The 16,838-nt window shown below is 63.5% G+C and carries 14 protein-coding genes; 12 read left to right on the forward strand and 2 right to left on the reverse strand.

The features are described from left to right. Positions 1-54 precede the first annotated feature (54 nt). From C2H86_RS07140 to C2H86_RS07170, 7 genes are all read left to right on the forward strand, one after another. A complete protein-coding gene (locus tag C2H86_RS07140; RefSeq protein ID WP_159412003.1) occupies positions 55-1,647 on the forward strand; it encodes an ABC transporter substrate-binding protein in 1,593 nt (530 codons plus the stop codon). 135 nt (positions 1,648-1,782) lie between these two features. After that, complete coding sequence (locus C2H86_RS07145; protein WP_159412004.1) at positions 1,783-3,162, forward strand: OprD family porin; 1,380 nt, start codon at positions 1,783-1,785, stop codon at positions 3,160-3,162. Positions 3,163-3,235: 73 nt separating this feature from the next. Continuing rightward, on the forward strand, positions 3,236-4,831 hold the full coding sequence (locus tag C2H86_RS07150) for an ABC transporter substrate-binding protein (protein ID WP_159412005.1): 1,596 nt from the start codon (positions 3,236-3,238) through the stop codon (positions 4,829-4,831). 74 nt (positions 4,832-4,905) lie between these two features. After that, positions 4,906-5,916: an ABC transporter permease subunit gene (locus tag C2H86_RS07155; RefSeq protein WP_027920247.1), complete on the forward strand. Its 1,011-nt coding sequence runs from the start codon at positions 4,906-4,908 to the stop codon at positions 5,914-5,916. 10 nt (positions 5,917-5,926) lie between these two features. Beyond that, the gene (locus C2H86_RS07160) at positions 5,927-6,853 is read left to right on the forward strand and encodes an ABC transporter permease subunit (protein ID WP_085673653.1); all 927 of its coding nucleotides are present in this window, start codon (positions 5,927-5,929) and stop codon (positions 6,851-6,853) included. Between the two features lie 10 nt (positions 6,854-6,863). Next, on the forward strand, positions 6,864-7,832 hold the full coding sequence (locus C2H86_RS07165; RefSeq protein WP_159412006.1) for an ABC transporter ATP-binding protein: 969 nt from the start codon (positions 6,864-6,866) through the stop codon (positions 7,830-7,832). Next, positions 7,832-8,800, forward strand: coding sequence for a peptide ABC transporter ATP-binding protein (locus C2H86_RS07170; protein ID WP_159412007.1), 969 nt, complete (start codon positions 7,832-7,834; stop codon positions 8,798-8,800). The genes C2H86_RS07165 and C2H86_RS07170 overlap by 1 nt, the downstream gene beginning before the upstream one ends. Positions 8,801-9,058: 258 nt before the next feature. On the opposite strand, the gene C2H86_RS07175 is transcribed toward C2H86_RS07170, so the two are convergent. Next, entirely contained in the window at positions 9,059-9,958 is a 900-nt protein-coding gene (locus C2H86_RS07175) for a hypothetical protein (protein ID WP_159412008.1), read from the reverse strand. Between the two features lie 215 nt (positions 9,959-10,173). Here C2H86_RS07175 and C2H86_RS07180 point away from each other — a divergent pair, with 215 nt between their 5' ends. The 4 genes from C2H86_RS07180 (at position 10,174) to C2H86_RS07195 (ending at position 13,951) form a co-directional block, all read left to right on the forward strand. Beyond that, positions 10,174-10,974, forward strand: coding sequence for an AraC family transcriptional regulator (locus tag C2H86_RS07180; protein WP_159412009.1), 801 nt, complete (start codon positions 10,174-10,176; stop codon positions 10,972-10,974). A gap of 64 nt (positions 10,975-11,038) precedes the next feature. Further along, positions 11,039-12,445 (forward strand): NAD(P)/FAD-dependent oxidoreductase, encoded by a 1,407-nt coding sequence (locus C2H86_RS07185; RefSeq protein ID WP_159412010.1) that lies wholly within the window; start codon positions 11,039-11,041, stop codon positions 12,443-12,445. A gap of 32 nt (positions 12,446-12,477) precedes the next feature. Beyond that, positions 12,478-12,819, forward strand: a complete 342-nt coding sequence (locus C2H86_RS07190; protein WP_159412011.1) for a cupin domain-containing protein — start codon at positions 12,478-12,480, stop codon at positions 12,817-12,819. 52 nt (positions 12,820-12,871) lie between these two features. Beyond that, a complete protein-coding gene (locus tag C2H86_RS07195) occupies positions 12,872-13,951 on the forward strand; it encodes a polyamine ABC transporter substrate-binding protein (RefSeq protein ID WP_159412012.1) in 1,080 nt (359 codons plus the stop codon). A gap of 111 nt (positions 13,952-14,062) precedes the next feature. On the opposite strand, the gene C2H86_RS07200 is transcribed toward C2H86_RS07195, so the two are convergent. Further along, on the reverse strand, positions 14,063-15,646 hold the full coding sequence (locus tag C2H86_RS07200; protein ID WP_159412013.1) for a peptide chain release factor 3: 1,584 nt from the start codon (positions 15,644-15,646) through the stop codon (positions 14,063-14,065). A gap of 469 nt (positions 15,647-16,115) precedes the next feature. On the opposite strand from C2H86_RS07200, the gene C2H86_RS07205 reads away from it, so the two are divergent. After that, positions 16,116-16,829, forward strand: coding sequence for an ABC transporter permease (locus C2H86_RS07205; RefSeq protein WP_159412014.1), 714 nt, complete (start codon positions 16,116-16,118; stop codon positions 16,827-16,829). Positions 16,830-16,838 lie beyond the last annotated feature (9 nt).

The raw sequence follows: 16,838 nt of genomic DNA on the forward strand, positions 1-16,838 counted from the left end.
TGTTGCCGCCATTCGTACCCCGAAGCGGCTTGAACAGCTGGAAAAGGAACCGCCATGCGCCACGTCACCCGCCTTTCGACCCTGCTCGCCCTCGGCCTGCTGAGCCAGGCCCCTGCCCTTCAGGCCAAGAACCTGGTGTTCTGCTCCGAAGGCAGCCCGGCCGGCTTCGACACTGCCCAGTACACCAGTGCTACCGACAATGACGCCGCCGAGCCGATCTACAACCGGCTGGTGGAGTTCGAGCGCGGTGGCACGGCCGTGCACCCGGCGCTGGCGACGAAATGGGAGGTCTCCGACGATGGCCTGCGGTACACCTTCCATCTGCGCGAGGGCGTGAAGTTCCACGCCAACAAGGCCTTCAAACCGAGCCGCGATTTCAACGCCGACGACGTGCTGTTCACCTTCAACCGCATGCTCGACAAGGACCAGCCATTCCGTAAGGCCTACCCCACCGAATTCCCCTACTTCGTCAGCATGGGCCTGGACAAGAACATCGCCCGGGTCGAGAAAAACGGCCCACTGACCGTGATATTCACCCTGAACAAGGTCGATGCCGCCTTCATCCAGAACCTGGCGATGAGTTTCGCCTCGATACTCTCGGCCGAGTACGCCGAAACATTGCTGGCCAGCGGGCGCCCCAGCGACATCAACCAGCAACCGATCGGCACCGGGCCGTTCGTGTTCCAGCGCTACCAGAAGGACTCGCAGATCCGCTTCAAGGGGAACAAGAACTACTGGGCGCCGGAGCAAGTGAAGATCGACAACCTGGTGTTCTCGATCAACACCGACCCATCGGTGCGCATCCAGAAGCTGCGCCGCAATGAATGCCAGGTCACCCTGCATCCGCGCCCGGCCGACCTGCCCGCGCTCAAGGCCGATGGCAATCTACAAGTCATGCAGCAGCCGGGCTTCAACCTCGGCTACATCGCCTACAACACCCAGCACCCGCCGTTCGACCGCCTGGAAGTGCGCCAGGCCATGGACATGGCGGTGAACAAGAAAGCGATTATCCAGGCGGTGTACCAGGACTCCGGCCAATTGGCGGTCAATGCCATGCCACCGACCCAGTGGTCCTATGACAGCAGCCTCAAGGACGCCCCCTTCGACCCGGAAAAGGCCAAGCGGCTGCTGCAGCAGGCCGGGGTCAAACCGGGCACCGAGGTCACCCTGTGGGCCATGCCCGTGCAGCGCCCGTACAACCCCAATGCCAAGCTGATGGCCGAGATGCTCCAGGCCGACTGGAACAAGCTTGGTTTCAAGGTGCGCATCGTCAGCTACGAATGGGGCGAATACCTCAAGCGCATGAAGAGCGGCGAGCACGACATCGCCCTGATCGGCTGGACCGGCGACAACGGCGACCCGGACAACTGGCTCGGCACCCTCTACAACTGCGACGCCATCGGCAGCAACAACTACTCGCTGTGGTGCGATCCGCAGTACGACAGCCTCGTCAAGCAGGCCAAGCAAGTTACCGACCTCGAGCAGCGCACGGCGCTGTACCAGCAGGCCCAGCAACGGCTGAAGCAGCAGGTGCCGATCACTCCGGTGGCGCATTCCACGGTGAACCAGCCGCTGAGCATCAAGGTGGCCGATTTCAAGGTCAGCCCGTTCGGGCGCAATAACTTTTCCGGTGTGAGTGTTGACTGAGCGGTAGCCCTTTCCGGCCAACACACCTCCCCCGATTTTGCCCGGCGACCCCGGGCAACCCTGGCAACACCGCAGCAAGCAACCCGGCCCACAAGGCCAGGCAATAACTAAAAGAACAGAAAGGGAGCTTTAACCTTGAGACTATTCACCTTAACCGCTTTGGCCTTATCCATCGGCACCTTTTCCGCCGTGACAGAGGCCGACACCCAGAGCCAGGACTACGTCCCGATCAGCCTGAAATCCAGCAGCGAACAGGACCAGGCCAACGGCTTCATCGGTGGCCAGAGCCTATCCGGTAGCACGCGCAACTGGTACGCCCGCGAACGCGCCACCCGCGCACCGCTGTGGAAGTACTACAAGAGCGACGGCACCCGCCACGACACCCACAGCCGCGACAACTGGGTGCAAGGCACCATCCTCAACTACAGCTCGGGCTTCACCCAGGGCACCGTGGGCTTCGCCGTCGAAGCCGCCGGCTACAACGCCATCGCGCTGGAACAGGGCCGCGCCGCGATTGCCGGGCCGAACAACCGAACGCTCACCCACAGCGACGGCGACCCGGTCGGCCAGTGGAGCAAGATGGGCCTGGCCAACGTCAAGGCACGCGTCTCCAACACCACCCTCACCGTTGGCCGCCAGTCGGTGGACACGCCGATGATCGCCTACATCGGTAACCGTGCGCTGCCGTCGAGCTTCCAGGGTGCGTTCCTGCACAGTGCCGAGTTCGACAACCTGTCGATCGACCTGGGCACCTTCGACCGCGTTTCACCACGCACCGAACAGAGCCTGAGCAAGTTCCGCAGCGAATACAGCGCCACCGGCGTCGAGACCGACCGTGCCAGCACCGCCGGGGTCAACTACCAGCCGTTCAAGAGCCTGACCACCAGCCTGTACGCCACCAAGGTCGACGACTTCTGGAACCAGTACTACTTCGGCGCCAACCACGTCCTCGGCGACAACGCCGTGCTCGCCCTGACCACTGGCCTGAACTACTACAAGACGGTGGACGAAGGCAGCAAGAAGATGGGCGAGATCGACAACGACACCTACAGCCTGTCGCTCGGCCTGACCCACCAGGCGCACACCCTTACGGCGTCGTGGCAGCAGGTCAACGGCAACGAGTACTTCGACTACCTGCACGAAACCAACGGCATCTACCTGGCCAACTCGCTGCTGTCGGACTTCAACGGCCCCAACGAGAAATCCCTGCAGCTTTCCTATGTGCTGAACATGGCGCCCTACGGTGTGCCGGGCCTGAAGTTCAACCTGTACAACGCCCGTGGCTGGGGCATCGACGGCACCCACTACCGTGGCAGCGCCTATGACGTGAACGGCCTGGACGGCGAAACCCACTACGAGTGGGGCATCGGCACCAGCTACGCCGTGCAGAGCGGGCCGTTCAAGGACACCAGCATCCGCGCCACCTACACCGCCCACCGCGCCAGCAAGGCCCAGGCCGATGGCAGCCTGGACGAGTTTCGCGTGGTCACCACCATTCCATTCAACATTCTCTGACCGCTGGCGCCATGGCCCGCTTCAACCCGGGCCGTGGCGGCTACGCTGGAATCAATGCATGCAGGGAGTTTCCATGACATCGCTACCGCTCCGCGCTGCCCTGGCAGCGGTCATCCTCGGCGCCGCCGGCAACCTCGCGGCCAAGCCGCTGGTGGTGTGCACCGAAGCCAGCCCGGAAGGCTTCGACATCGTCCAGTACACCACTGCGGTCACCGCCGATGCCTCGGCCGAGACAGTGTTCAACCGCCTGGTCGACTTCAAGCCCGGCACTACCGACATCCAGCCGGCCCTGGCCGAACGCTGGGACATTTCGCCCGACGGCCTGACCTACACCTTCCACCTGCGCCAGGGGGTGAAGTTCCACGCCACCGACTACTTCAAGCCGACCCGCGACTTCAACGCCGACGACGTGTTGTGGAGCGTGAATCGCCAGCTCGACCCGCACCACCCGTGGCACGACAAGACCAGCGTCGGCTACCCGTACTTCGAGAGCATGGCCTTCAAGGACCTGCTCAAGTCGGTGGCCAAGACCGACGACCACACCGTGGTGATCACCTTGACCCGCCCCGAAGCACCGTTCCTGCGCGACATGGCCATGGCCTTCACCTCGATCTACTCCGCCGAATACGGCGACCAGTTGCTCAAGGCCGGCAAGACTGGCGACCTCAACAGCAAGCCGATCGGCACAGGCCCGTTCATCTTCCAGCGCTACAACAAGGATGCCCAGGTTCGCTACAAGCCCAATCCGGACTACTTCCGCGGCAAGCCACCGGCCGATGCGCTGATCTTTGCCATCGCCACCGACAGCAACGTGCGCCTGCAGAAACTGCGTGCCAACGAATGCCAGGTGGCGCTCTACCCCAAGCCCGATGACATACCGTTGATCAAGCAAGACCCGACGCTCAAGGTCGACGAAATCGAAGCCCTGGTCACCGGCTACATCGCGATGAACACCGAACACAAGTACCTGAGCGACGTACGCGTGCGCAAAGCCATCAACATGGCCTTCGACCGCCAGACCCACGTCGACCAGCTGTTCGGCAAGGGCAACGCACTGGTCGGCGTGAACCCCTACCCGCCGACCATGATCGGCTACAACACCGAGAACAAGAACCCGCCCCGCGACCTGGCCAAAGCCCGCGAGCTGCTCAAGCAAGCCGGGGTACCGGAAGGCACGGTGATCACCCTGTTCACCCGCAACGGCGGCGGGGCGACCAACCCCAACCCACGCCTGTCCGCCGAAATGCTGCAGGCCGACCTCAAGCAGATCGGCCTGAAGCTGGATATCCGCGTGATGGAGTGGGCCGAGATGCTGCGCCGTGCCAAGAACGGCGAGGCCGACCTGGTGTCCACCGGCTGGGCCGGCGACAACGGCGACCCGGACAACTTCCTCAGCCCGCTGCTCAGCTGCGATGCCGCCAAAAGCGGCGAGAACTATGCACGTTGGTGCAACCCTGAATTCCAGGAGCTGATCACCCGCGCCCGCGAAGTGATCGACAACGACGAACGCGCCAGGCTCTATGCCGAGGCTTTGAAGGTGTACGATGACGATCAACCCTGGATCAGCATGGCCCATCCGAAGATGTTCACCGCCATGCGTGACAACGTGGAGGGCTACGTGATCAACCCTCTGACCAACAACAACTTCGCCACCACCCGGGTGAAGTAGAACAACAACGATCGCCGGGACCCCGCACGGGCACCGGCGACACTGCGTGACCTGCTGATGAGGTAACCCCGACAATGTTGAGTTTTATTGCCCGGCGCCTGGGCCTGCTGATACCGACCTTCTTCGGTATCACCTTGCTGACCTTCGCGCTCATACGCCTGATCCCCGGCGACCCGGTGGAAGTGATGATGGGCGAGCGCAGGGTCGACCCCGAGATGCACGCCCAGGCCATGGAGCGCCTCGGCCTGAACAAGCCACTACCGGTCCAGTACCTGGACTACGTCGGCAAATTGGCCCACGGCGATCTCGGTGAATCGCTGCGCACCCGCGAGAGCGTGTGGACCGAGTTCCTCACCCTGTTCCCCGCCACCCTCGAGCTGGCCCTCGCCGCCTTGCTGTTCGCTGGCGTGGTCGGCCTGCTGGCCGGGGTGATCGCTGCGCTCAAGCGCGGTTCGCTGTTCGACCACGGGGTGATGGGGATTTCCCTGGCCGGCTATTCCATGCCGATCTTCTGGTGGGGCCTGATCCTGATCATGTTCTTCTCGGTGAGCCTGGGCTGGACCCCGGTTTCCGGGCGCATCGACCTGCTCTACGACATCGAGCCGAAGACCGGCTTCATGCTCATCGACACCCTGCTCAGCGACGAGGAAGGCGCGTTCAAGGACGCAGTGATGCACCTGATCCTGCCGGCCATCGTGCTTGGCACCATTCCGCTGGCGGTGATCGCCCGCATGACCCGTTCGTCAATGCTCGAAGTGCTGCGTGAAGACTACATCCGCACCGCCCGCGCCAAGGGCCTGTCGCCCGCCCGCGTGGTGTTCGTGCATGGCCTGCGCAACGCGCTGATCCCGGTGCTGACGGTGTTCGGCCTGCAGGTCGGCACACTGCTGGCCGGCGCCGTGCTCACCGAAACCATCTTCTCCTGGCCGGGCATCGGCAAATGGCTGATCGAAGCCATCGGCGCCCGTGACTACCCCGTGGTCCAGAACGGCATCCTGTTGATCGCCTGCCTGGTGATCCTGGTCAACTTCGTCGTGGATATCCTCTACGGCCTGGCCAACCCACGCATCCGTCATCAGCGCTGAGGCCTTCGCCATGACTAGCCCGATTCCGAAATCCGTCACACCGGCCAGCCCGGTGGACCAGAGCCTGCTCTACCCATCGCCGTACAAAGAATTCTGGCACGCCTTCTCGCGCAACAAGGGCGCGGTAATGGGCCTGGCCTTCATGTGCCTGGTGGTGTTCTGCGCCCTGTTCGCGCCATGGGTCGCCCCCCATGACCCGAGCGAGCAGTACCGCGACTTTCTGCTGACCCCGCCGGTGTGGCTTGACGGCGGCAGCTGGCAGTTCATCCTCGGCACCGACGAACTGGGCCGCGACCTGCTGTCGCGCCTGATCCAGGGCGCGCGGCTGTCGCTGCTGATCGGCCTGTCGTCGGTGGTGATGTCGCTGATCCCGGGGATCCTGCTGGGACTGCTGGCCGGCTTCTTCCCGCAGGTGCTCGGCCCCTCGATCATGCGCCTGATGGACGTGATGCTGGCCCTGCCCTCGCTGCTGCTGGCCGTGGCCATCGTCGCCATCCTCGGCCCTGGCCTGATCAATACCGTGATCGCCATCGCCATCGTGTCGTTGCCGTCCTACGTGCGCCTGACCCGTGCTGCGGTGATGGGCGAACTGAACCGTGACTACGTCACCGCCGCACGCCTGGCCGGTGCCGGTCTGCCACGACTGATGTTCGTCACCGTGCTGCCCAACTGCATGGCACCGCTGATCGTGCAGGCCACCTTGAGCTTCTCGTCGGCGATCCTCGACGCCGCCGCCCTGGGCTTCCTCGGCCTCGGCGTGCAACCACCAACCCCCGAGTGGGGCACCATGCTGGCTTCGGCCCGTGACTACATCGAGCGCGCCTGGTGGGTGGTGAGCCTGCCTGGCCTGACCATTCTGCTCAGTGTGCTGGCAATCAACCTGATGGGCGACGGCCTGCGCGATGCGCTGGACCCGAAACTCAAGAACGCCGCCTGAGGAGAACGCCATGTCACTGTTGCAGATCAACAACCTGAACGTGCGCTTCGGCGACGCCAATGCCGTGCCCGTGGTCGACGGCCTGGACCTGGCGGTGGAGGTCGGCGAGATCCTCGCCATTGTCGGCGAGTCCGGGTCGGGCAAGTCCGTCACCATGATGGCCCTGATGGGCCTGATCGATGCCCCCGGGCGCATCACCGCCGATTCGCTCACCTTCGATGGCACCGACATGCTCAAGCTCAGCGGCCGCCAGCGGCGCAAGGTGGTGGGCAAAGACATCGCCATGGTCTTCCAGGACCCGATGACCGCGCTCAACCCCAGCTACACCGTCGGTTACCAGATCGAGGAAGTGCTGCGCCAGCACCTGGGCCTGAAGGGCAAGGCGGCGCGCCAGCGTGCCCTTGAGCTGTTGAAAAAAGTCGAAATCCCGGCTGCGGAAAGCCGCCTGGACGCCTACCCGCACCAGCTCTCCGGCGGCATGAGCCAGCGCGTCGCCATCGCCATGGCGATTGCCGGCGAACCCAAGCTGCTGATCGCCGACGAACCGACCACTGCGCTCGACGTGACTATCCAGGCGCAGATCATGGAACTGCTGGTCAACCTGCAGAAAGAGCGCAACATGGCGCTCATCTTGATCACCCACGACCTGGCCGTGGTCGCCGAAACCGCCAAACGCGTGTGCGTGATGTACGCCGGCCAGGCCGTGGAAGTCGGCCAGGTGCCGGAGCTGTTCGACGTGCCCGCCCACCCCTACAGCGAAGCGCTGCTGGCGGCGATCCCCGAGCACAGCATCGGCGCCGAGCGCCTGGCCACCCTGCCCGGTATCGTCCCCGGCCGCTATGACCGCCCGGCTGGCTGCCTGCTGTCGCCGCGCTGCCCGTACGTGCAGGACAACTGCCGCCACCAGCGCCCACCCCTCGACCCGCAGGCCCACAGCCTGGTGCGTTGCTTCTACCCGCTGAACCAGGAGGTGGCGTGATGGCCGTCGTTCTCACTGCCCGGGAGCTGACCCGGCATTACGAAGTCTCCCGCGGGCTGTTCAAGGGCCACGCCCTGGTGCGCGCGCTCAACGGCGTGTCGTTCGAACTGGAGGCCGGCAAGACCCTGGCCGTGGTCGGTGAGTCCGGCTGCGGCAAGTCGACCCTGGCCCGCGCCCTGACGCTGATCGAGGAGCCCTCCTCCGGCTCGCTGCAGATTGCTGGCACCGAAGTGAAAGGCGCCAGCAAGTCCGAGCGCAAGCAACTGCGCCGCGACGTGCAGATGGTGTTCCAGAGCCCCTATGCCTCGCTCAACCCACGGCAGAAGATCGGTGACCAACTGGTCGAGCCGCTGCTGATCAACACCTCACTGAGCAAGGCCGAGCGGCGCGAGAAAGTGCAGAAGATGATGGAGCAGGTCGGCCTGCGCCCTGAGCATTACCAGCGCTACCCGCATATGTTCTCTGGCGGTCAGCGCCAGCGGATTGCCCTGGCCCGGGCGATGATGCTGCAACCGAAGGTGCTGGTGGCGGATGAGCCGACTTCGGCGCTGGACGTTTCGATCCAGGCCCAGGTGCTGAACCTGTTCATGGACTTGCAGAAAGAGTTCAACACCGCCTACGTGTTCATCTCCCACAACCTGGCGGTGGTGCGGCATGTGGCCGATCAGGTGCTGGTGATGTACCTGGGGCGGCCGGCGGAGATGGGGCCGAAGGAGGATATCTACGAGAAACCTTTGCATCCGTACACCCAGGCGCTGCTGTCGGCGACACCGGCGATTCATCCCGACCCGTTGAAACCGAAGATTCGTATTGCCGGGGAGTTGCCCAACCCGCTGAATCCGCCGGATGGGTGTGCGTTTCACAAGCGCTGCCCGTATGCGACCGAGCGCTGTGCCAAGGAGGTGCCGGCGTTGCGGCAAGTGAGTACGCGACAGGTCGCCTGCCATTATGCCGAGCAGTTTCTTTAGGCTTTAGATTGCTGGGGCCGCCTCGCAGCCCCAGCTTCTCAATGCATGAAAATCCAGATCAGGATGATTACGGGTATCGGTATCCCAATCATCCATAGCAATAAAGAGCGCATGGTTCATTTCTCTATCGGGCACCAACGCAAAGGGCGGCTTACGCCGCCCTTTGGATCAATGCATGAACAAAGCAATCAGGATGATGACGGGAATAGGTACCCCGAGCATCCAAAGCAATATCGAGCGCATGGTGATTCTCCTTGATTAACGTTGAATGGTGCGATGAGCGACGTAGTCGCCTTCAAGCCATTGCACGCGGTCGCGCAGACGGCCGCCATACAACGCAGCCACGCTGGCAAAGAATGCGCCGCAAAGCAGCGCGACGAAGGTCCACAGCGCAGTCCAGGCCGCCACCTTGGCCGCTTTGTCAGCCGCTTGCTTGGCATCCACCTTCAGCTGCTGTACCTGTGCCATGACCTGATCGACGCGTGCCTCGGCCTCCGGCTGGGTCAAGCGGGTACGTTGGGCCACCAGCTGCGCCAGGTAGGCACGATCCTCTGCGGGCAAGGCGCCGTCACTGGCGATTCCTTTGGCCAGAATGCGAGCTGCCACGCCATTGGCGGCATCCTCACTGACTGGAGCTGGCCCCTCGCCACGGAACAGGCTATCGACGAAATACCCCATCGAATTGCTGTTGTTGCCAGCCGCAGCAGCTCCCCCTGCCGCAGCGGTCACGGTCGCCGCCTGGGAGGCCGCGCTGGCACCCGCGCCAATCACGTTGCCCGCAGCGCCCAGTACCAGCATTGCCGCCACCAGTGTCGCCACTGCCCAGGACAAGAAGCCGTGGGCGGTATCGCGGAAGTACACTTCATCACCATGCAGGTTGGCCCATTTCACTCGCAGCCGACCCGCGATGTAGCCGCCTAGGCCTGATGCAATGATCTGGGTGAGCAGAAGCCAGACGATGGTGGAAATGCCCAGCGCCTTGGCGCTCGCCCCTTCGTTAGCCCAAGGGGAAGTCGCTGCAAAGCCCAATCCTGCCCCAAGAACCACAAGGATCAGGGACAAGGCAGCAGCGGCGGCGGCACCAGCGAAGATCGCGGCCCAGGACACTCCTGAACGGCTTTGGGGATCAACAACGGGATAGTCGGCAGAGGGGATCATGATGTGTTCGCCTGTATTGGGTTGTTAGCGAGAATTCCATTCGCGCAATAACCATTGCAGCGGCTGTGCCAGTTGTGACAAAAAATGACACCCTTCCAAATCAACAAGTTAGCAATCAGACCAGCGCCTGAACCGTGCAAAATGCGCGAATTGCCGAACTGCATCAGGTGTTCTGCATTCTTGTCGACGCCCAGAGGGCAAGGCATGATTCGGGCATGACCCTTCTCGACACGCCCGCCCAGACCCCGCTGACCGCCGACACCGTGCTGCGCTACCACTTGTGCTGGAAGCACCGTGATCTCGACGGCGTGATCGCGCTCTACCACCCCGACATCCACTACCACGACTTCTTCCAGAACCGCGTGCTCGGCTACCGCGAGCTACGCGACTACGTGCGCGCCTGCCTGCCCCATGAAGCCGGCGAGGACATCGTCCACAGCGACCGCATCCGCGTCGACGGTTGCACCGCCTTCATCCAGTACCAGGTCACGGTACAGGGCGGCGACGGCCTGGTGGCGTTCCAGTCCAGCGAAGCGATCACCGTCAAGGACGGCCTGATCTGGCGGGTCAACGAGTACGCCACCCTGGTTCGCCAGAACGGCAACGGCCTGGTCAGCAGCGGCCCGCGCCCGGCCACCAGCCGCCTGGGCCTGTCGCCACGGCAGCTGTCGACCATGGCCCAGGACCTGGAGCACTACTTCCAGCGCCAGCGTCCCTACCTCGACCCAGAGCTGGACTTGCAGCAGGTGGCCGACGCCAGTGGCTACAGCCGCAACCAGATCTCCTACCTGCTCAACCAGGTGCTTGGGCAAAGCTTCTACCGCTACGTCAACCAGGCGCGCCTGCAACACCTGATGGCCAGCCTCGACGACGACAGCGTCGAGGCGCCGATCGACGATCTGGCATTCAACGCCGGTTTCAACTCGCTCTCGGCGTTCTACAAGTGCTTCCGCGAACACACCGGCCTCACGCCCAAGGCCTATCTCAAGCAAATTTCCCTGCGTGCACGCACGTAAGACAGCCACCGGCCGACACCACTAGCATCGCCCACAGACCTTGACGGATGTGGAGCAAAACCCGATGCAACCCTTGCGCACGCTCAGCCTGTGGATGGACCAGCTCGACGAGCCGCTGTGCGCGCGCCCGGCCCTGCGCCAGGACCTCGAGGTCGATGTCTGCATCATCGGCGCCGGCTACACCGGCCTGTGGACCGCCTATTACCTCAAGCGCCAGGCGCCGCAACTGAACATCGCGGTGATCGAGGCCAACATCGCCGGCTTCGGCGCTTCGGGGCGCAATGGCGGCTGGCTGATGGGTAACCTGCTCGGCGAAGACCGCCTGCTCGCCACCCTGTCGCCGCAGCAGCGCCGCGCCAGCATCGACCTTTTGCATGGCATTCCTGATGAAGTGCACAGCGTGTTGCAGCGCGAGGGCATCGACTGCGACTACCGCAAAGGCGGCGTGCTGTATTGCGCCGCGCGTTACCCGGAGCAGGAACGCAGCCTGCGCGCCTACCTCGACGATCTGTATCGCCAAGGCATGACCGAAGACGACTACCGCTGGCTGCGCCCCGAGCAGCTGGACGCGCAACTGCGTGTCAGCAATGCCTACGGCGCGATCTACAGCCCGCACACCGCGACCATTCACCCGGCCAAGCTGGCCCGTGGCCTGGCTCGGGCCGTGGAAGCCCTCGGCGTGACGATCTACGAGAACACCCCGGCCATCGACTGGCAGCCCGGCGAAGTACGCTCGCCCCTGGCGCGCATCCGCTGCCAGTGGATGGTGCCGGCGGTCGAAGGGTACGCAGCCAGCCTGCCGCCGCTGGGCAAGCACCAGTTGCCGGTGCAGAGCCTGCTGGTGGCCACCGAACCACTGCCGGAATCCACCTGGGAACAGATCGGCCTGAATCAAGGCCAGGCCTTCAGCGAGAGCAGCCGCCAGGTCACCTACGGCCAGCGCACCGCCGACAACCGCCTGGTGTTCGGCGCCCGTGGCGGCTACCGCTTCGGTGGCCGCCTGCGCGAGAACTTCAACCTTGAAGAGCACGAAATCGAACTGCGGCGCTACCTGTTCGGCGAACTGTTCCCGCAACTCAAGCACGCACGCATCACCCACTCCTGGGGCGGCAACCTGGGCATGGCGCGGCGCTTCCGCCCGCACATGCTGTGCGACCGCCAGCGCGGCATCGCCCTGGCCGGCGGCTACGGTGGCGAAGGTGTCGGTGCCACCAACCTTGGCGGCCGCACGCTGGCGGCGCTGATCCTCAACCAGCACAACCAACTGACCGCGCAACCCTGGGTGCTCGACAACCGCCCGGTTGCGAGCCTGGCCAGCTGGCCGCCCGAGCCCTGCCGCTGGCTCGGCTACAACGCGATCATCCAGAGCTTCGTCCACGAGGACCGGACCCTCGCCAACCCCGCCAGCGCGCCCTGGAGGCGGCGCCTGGCCAGCTCCCTTGCGGACTTCATGGAAGGCTTCATGCACTGACTTCCCTTACCCCGACACAGGATCCACCGGTCATGAACATCACCCAGTTCAAACACACAGACAGCGCCGTGCTCGAAAGCGCCAACCCGGTCGCGGTGCCGCTTGGCGAACCCGTGGCAGTGGCTTCGGTCACCTGCGTGGAACGCAGCGACGGCGTCGAAGCCGGCATCTGGGAGTGCACGCCCGGGCGCTGGCGGCGGCAGATCGTGCAGCAGGAGTTCTGCCATTTCATCAAGGGCCGCTGCACCTTCACCCCCGACGGTGGCGAGCCCTTGGTCATAGAAGCCGGAGACGTACTGATGCTACCGGCCAACAGCACCGGCATCTGGGACATCCAGGAGACCGTGCGCAAGACCTACGTTCTGATTTTCTGATCCGCTGATCGCCTGCCTTCGATAACAACAGACAAAGCAAGGTAAACCCGACATGCGCACGCTCCTTCTCGCTCCCCTGATGCTGGCCGCCAGCGTCGCCAGCGCCACCGAAACGGTGAAGATCTACAACTGGTCCAGCTACGTCGCGCCCGACACGCTGAAGAACTTCCAGCAAGCCAGCGGCATCGTGCCGACCTACGACGTCTACGACAGCAACGAGACCCTCGACGGCAAGCTGATGACGGGCAACTCCGGCTACGACGTGGTGTTCCCCTCCAACCACTTCATGGCCCGGCAGATCCAGGGCAAGGCCCTGAAGCCTCTGGACAAGTCGCAGCTGCCCAACTGGCACAACCTCAACCCGGTGCTGATGAAGGCGCTGGAGGTCAACGACCCGGGCAACCAGTATGGTTTCCCGTACCTGTGGGGCAGCACTGGCATCGGCTACAACATCGACAAGGTCAAGGCAGTGCTCGGCGACAATGCGCCGGTGGATTCCTGGGACCTGATCTTCAAGCCCGAGTACATGAGCAAGCTGAAGAGCTGCGGCGTCGCGGTGCTGGACAACGGCCCCGAGCTGCTGCCGATCGCCCTGCACTACCTGGGCCTGCCGCACCACAGCCAGAACCCGGCCGACTACGACAAGGCCAAGGCGCTGCTGATGCAGGTGCGGCCGTACATCAGCTACTTCCACTCATCGAAGTACACCGGTGACCTGGCCAACGGCGATATCTGCGTGGTGGTGGGCTTCTCGGGGGACGTACTGCAGGCGAAGAACCGCGCCGAAGAGGCGAAGAACGGGGTGAAGGTGGGGTATTCGATCCCCAAGGAAGGTGCGCCGATGTGGTTCGACATGGTGGCCATGCCGGCCGATGCGCCGGATGAAAAGGCCGGGTATGCCTATATGAACTACCTGCTGCAGCCGGAAGTGATGGCCAACATCAGCAACCATGTGCAGTACGCCAACGGCAACCTCAAGGCGGACGGGCTGGTGGAGCCGGCGATGAAGGGTAATACGATGATTTACCCGAGCGAGGATGTGATGGGCAAGTTGTATGCCCTTGAGGCGATGCCGGCGAAGATTGATCGTATTCGGACCCGGATCTGGACCAGCATCAAAGCCGGGAATTGAAATGGGGCCGCTTTGCGGCCCTTCGCGGGACAAGCCCGCTCCTACAGGTGAGTGCGATCCCATGAGCGGGCTTGTCCCGCGAAGGGCTGCACAGCAGCCCCAAATCAGCGATCAGTGATGCTCGCGGGTGGCGCGGAACTTGATGTCCGGCCAGCGCTCTTCCATCAGCGCCAGGTTGACCCGGGTCGGCGCCAGGTAGGTCAGGTGACCGCCACCGTCGATGGCCAGGTTTTCCATGGCCTTGTTCTGGAATTCCTCGAGCTTCTTCTTGTCATCGCAGCCGATCCAGCGGGCCGACCAGACGGTGATCGGCTCGTAGGCACATTCCACCTTGTACTCTTCCTTCAGGCGGCTGGCGACCACGTCGAACTGCAGCACACCGACCGCACCGAGGATGATGTCGTTGCTGCGCTCCGGGAAGAACACCTGGGTCGCACCCTCTTCGGCCAGCTGTTGCAGGCCTTGACGCAGCTGCTTGGATTTCAGCGGGTCCTTCAGGCGCACGCGGCGGAACAGCTCCGGGGCGAAGTGCGGGATACCGGTGAAGCCCAGCGACTCGCCTTCGGTGAACGTGTCGCCGATCTGGATGGTGCCGTGGTTGTGCAGGCCGATGATGTCGCCGGCATAGGCCTCTTCCAGCTGCTCACGCTCGGAGGAGAAGAAGGTCAGCGCATCGCCGATGCGCAGGTCCTTGTTGATACGCACATGGCGCATCTTCATGCCCTTCTCGTACTTGCCCGAGCAGATGCGCATGAAGGCGATACGGTCGCGGTGTTTCGGGTCCATGTTCGCCTGGATCTTGAACACGAAGCCGGTGAACTTCTCTTCAACAGGCTCGACGGTCCGCTCGTGGGCCACGCGGCCCAGCGGGCGCGGCGCCCAGTCGACGACGGCGTCGAGCACATGGTCGACACCAAAGTTGCCCAACGCGGTACCGAAGAACACCGGGGTCAGTTGACCGCTGATGAACTCTTCCTGGTTGAACTCGTGGCAGGCGCCCTGCACCAGCTCCAGTTGCTCGACGAACGAATCGTATTGGTCGCCCAGATGCGCGCGAGCTTCGTCGGAGTCCAGGTTCTGGATGATCTTGGCTTCGGTGCGCTCGTGACCGTGGCCCGGGGTGTACACCACGATGTAGTCGCCGGTCAGGTGATACACGCCCTTGAAGTCGCGGTAGCAACCGATCGGCCAGGTGATCGGCGCGGCCTTGATCTTCAGGACGGCTTCGATCTCGTCGAGCAGTTCGATCGGGTCACGGATGTCACGGTCGAGTTTGTTGATGAAGCTGACAATCGGCGTGTCGCGCAGGCGGCACACATCCATCAGGGCGATGGTCCGCGGCTCTACACCTTTACCGCCGTCGAGCACCATCAGCGCCGAGTCCACCGCGGTCAGGGTGCGGTAGGTATCTTCCGAGAAGTCTTCGTGGCCGGGGGTGTCGAGCAGGTTGATCATGTGCTCGCGATACGGGAACTGCATCACCGAGGTGGTGATGGAGATGCCGCGCTGCTTCTCCATTTCCATCCAGTCGGAAGTGGCGTGGCGGTCGGACTTGCGCGACTTCACGGTACCGGCGACGGCAATGGCCTTGCCCATCAGCAGGAGCTTCTCGGTGATGGTGGTCTTACCGGCGTCGGGGTGGGAAATGATTGCGAAAGTGCGGCGCTTCGCGACTTCGGCGGCCTGGTTGGTCATGGGAAATCGCCTGACTGGGGGATTTAAAAGGGGCGATATCATACCTGAAGTTGGGCCTGGACCAAAACCTGAGGAATGAGTGGTGCCCGCGAAAGGGCCAGTACAGACGCAACAAATTCATCAGACAATCGCTTTATCACGACAAAAGGCCACAGGGCAGCTATTTCAACGCCTGCAGCGCATTAACCCGCTGTTTTTTCTCGCCATGCTAGCTTTCCCCCAGTGATTAACGCTGGCCAAATGCCGTCTCAGATGGGAACCTTTACGCCAACGGAGACGTCCATCCCCCTGCAATCCGCTTCGGTTGGGGGGCTAGTGTCATCAGCATTTTCGGGCCCGACGGGGTTCGGCTCATGGCCTGATCGCAGCCTTCGGCTGCCTCACGCTGCTACTCGCGAACACACCACCCGCCGCCAGCACTGGCCGGCTACCAAGAAGTGTGCTCGCCGACAACACAAGGAGTCCGCCTGTGGCAAAAAGCTACGGTAAAGGGCTGTTGGGATGCGCCACCGTGCTCGTCATCCTGGCCCTGCTGATCCACTGGATCGGCATCGACACGATCGCGCGTTATCGCGACGATCTTGGGTTCTACCTGCAAGCGCACCTGGTACTGGTGCTGGCTTCGATGGCGGCGGCGCTGGCCGTGGGCATCCCTGCCGGCATTGCGCTCAGTCGACCGCACCGGGTCGACAAAGCCGAACGCTTCATGCAGTTCTTCAACGTTGGCAACACCATTCCCCCCCTGGCCGTTCTGGCCATCGCCCTGAGTATCCTGGGCATCGGTGCCGGGCCTGCGATCTTCGCGCTGTTCCTCGCCTCCCTCCTGCCCATCGTGCGCAACACCTACGAGGGCCTGAAAAACGTCCCCGCCTCGCTCAAGGAAGCCGCCACCGGCATCGGTATGACCCCGCGCCAGCAACTCTGGCAGGTGGAACTGCCCAACGCCGTGCCGATCATCGTCGGCGGCGTGCGCGTGGCCCTGGCACTGAACGTCGGCACCGCGCCGCTGGCCTTCCTGATCGGCGCCAACAGCCTGGGCAGCCTGATCTTCCCCGGCATCGCCCTGAACAACCAGCCACAACTGCTGCTCGGTGCCGCCTGTACCGCACTGCTGGCGCTGGTGCTGGATGCGCTGGTGAGTTTCTCCAGCAAGCGCTGGCTGGAACGTGGCCTGGCTGGATAACAAGAGGGA

It is taken from the genome of Pseudomonas putida, assembly GCF_009883635.2.
GTDB lineage: Bacteria > Pseudomonadota > Gammaproteobacteria > Pseudomonadales > Pseudomonadaceae > Aquipseudomonas > Aquipseudomonas putida_W.

Excerpts from the sequence above, each read along its gene's own strand:
- C2H86_RS07195 (WP_159412012.1), top strand. The coding sequence starts at position 12,872 with ATGCGCACGCTCCTTCTCGCTCCCCTGATGCTGGCCGCCAGCGTCGCC.
- C2H86_RS07200 (WP_159412013.1), bottom strand. The coding sequence starts at position 15,646 with ATGACCAACCAGGCCGCCGAAGTCGCGAAGCGCCGCACTTTCGCAATC.
- C2H86_RS07140 (WP_159412003.1), top strand. The coding sequence starts at position 55 with ATGCGCCACGTCACCCGCCTTTCGACCCTGCTCGCCCTCGGCCTGCTG.
- C2H86_RS07165 (WP_159412006.1), top strand. The coding sequence starts at position 6,864 with ATGTCACTGTTGCAGATCAACAACCTGAACGTGCGCTTCGGCGACGCC.
- C2H86_RS07180 (WP_159412009.1), top strand. The coding sequence starts at position 10,174 with ATGACCCTTCTCGACACGCCCGCCCAGACCCCGCTGACCGCCGACACC.
- C2H86_RS07175 (WP_159412008.1), bottom strand. The coding sequence starts at position 9,958 with ATGATCCCCTCTGCCGACTATCCCGTTGTTGATCCCCAAAGCCGTTCA.
- C2H86_RS07155 (WP_027920247.1), top strand. The coding sequence starts at position 4,906 with ATGTTGAGTTTTATTGCCCGGCGCCTGGGCCTGCTGATACCGACCTTC.
- C2H86_RS07185 (WP_159412010.1), top strand. The coding sequence starts at position 11,039 with ATGCAACCCTTGCGCACGCTCAGCCTGTGGATGGACCAGCTCGACGAG.
- C2H86_RS07160 (WP_085673653.1), top strand. The coding sequence starts at position 5,927 with ATGACTAGCCCGATTCCGAAATCCGTCACACCGGCCAGCCCGGTGGAC.
- C2H86_RS07190 (WP_159412011.1), top strand. The coding sequence starts at position 12,478 with ATGAACATCACCCAGTTCAAACACACAGACAGCGCCGTGCTCGAAAGC.
- C2H86_RS07150 (WP_159412005.1), top strand. The coding sequence starts at position 3,236 with ATGACATCGCTACCGCTCCGCGCTGCCCTGGCAGCGGTCATCCTCGGC.
- C2H86_RS07170 (WP_159412007.1), top strand. The coding sequence starts at position 7,832 with ATGGCCGTCGTTCTCACTGCCCGGGAGCTGACCCGGCATTACGAAGTC.